At 66.9% G+C, this 390-nt stretch carries 1 protein-coding gene; it reads right to left on the bottom strand.

Going from position 1 to position 390, the window contains the following annotated elements; all coding sequences use genetic code 11:
* On the bottom strand, positions 1-390 hold a 390-nt coding region (locus GVL04_RS24350; RefSeq protein ID WP_159709187.1), incomplete at both ends, for a GspE/PulE family protein.

The raw sequence follows: 390 nt of genomic DNA on the forward strand, positions 1-390 counted from the left end.
CCTTCCAGCTGGTACTCCACCGGGTCTTCCACGGTGATGATCTTGTTGGATTCCGCATCGATCTTGGACAGCGCCGCGTACAGCGTGGTCGTCTTGCCGGAGCCCGTGGGCCCGGTGACCAGCAGGATGCCGTGCGGCTTGGCGAGCAGCATGTTGAAGCGCTCGAGCGTGTCCTTCTCGAAGCCCATGGTCTCCAGTTGCAGGCGCACGCTCGCGCGGTCCAGCACCCGCATGACGACGCTCTCGCCGTGCACGGTGGGCACGGTGGAGACCCGCAGGTCGAGTTCACGCCCTTTGACGCGCGTCTTGATGCGCCCGTCCTGCGGCAGCCGCCGCTCGGCGATGTCGAGGTGGGCGAGCAGCTTGACGCGCGAATTCACGGCCGCGCTC

The organism is Arthrobacter sp. 18067 (assembly GCF_902706295.1).
In the GTDB taxonomy this organism is placed as follows: Bacteria; Actinomycetota; Actinomycetes; order Actinomycetales; family Micrococcaceae; genus Arthrobacter.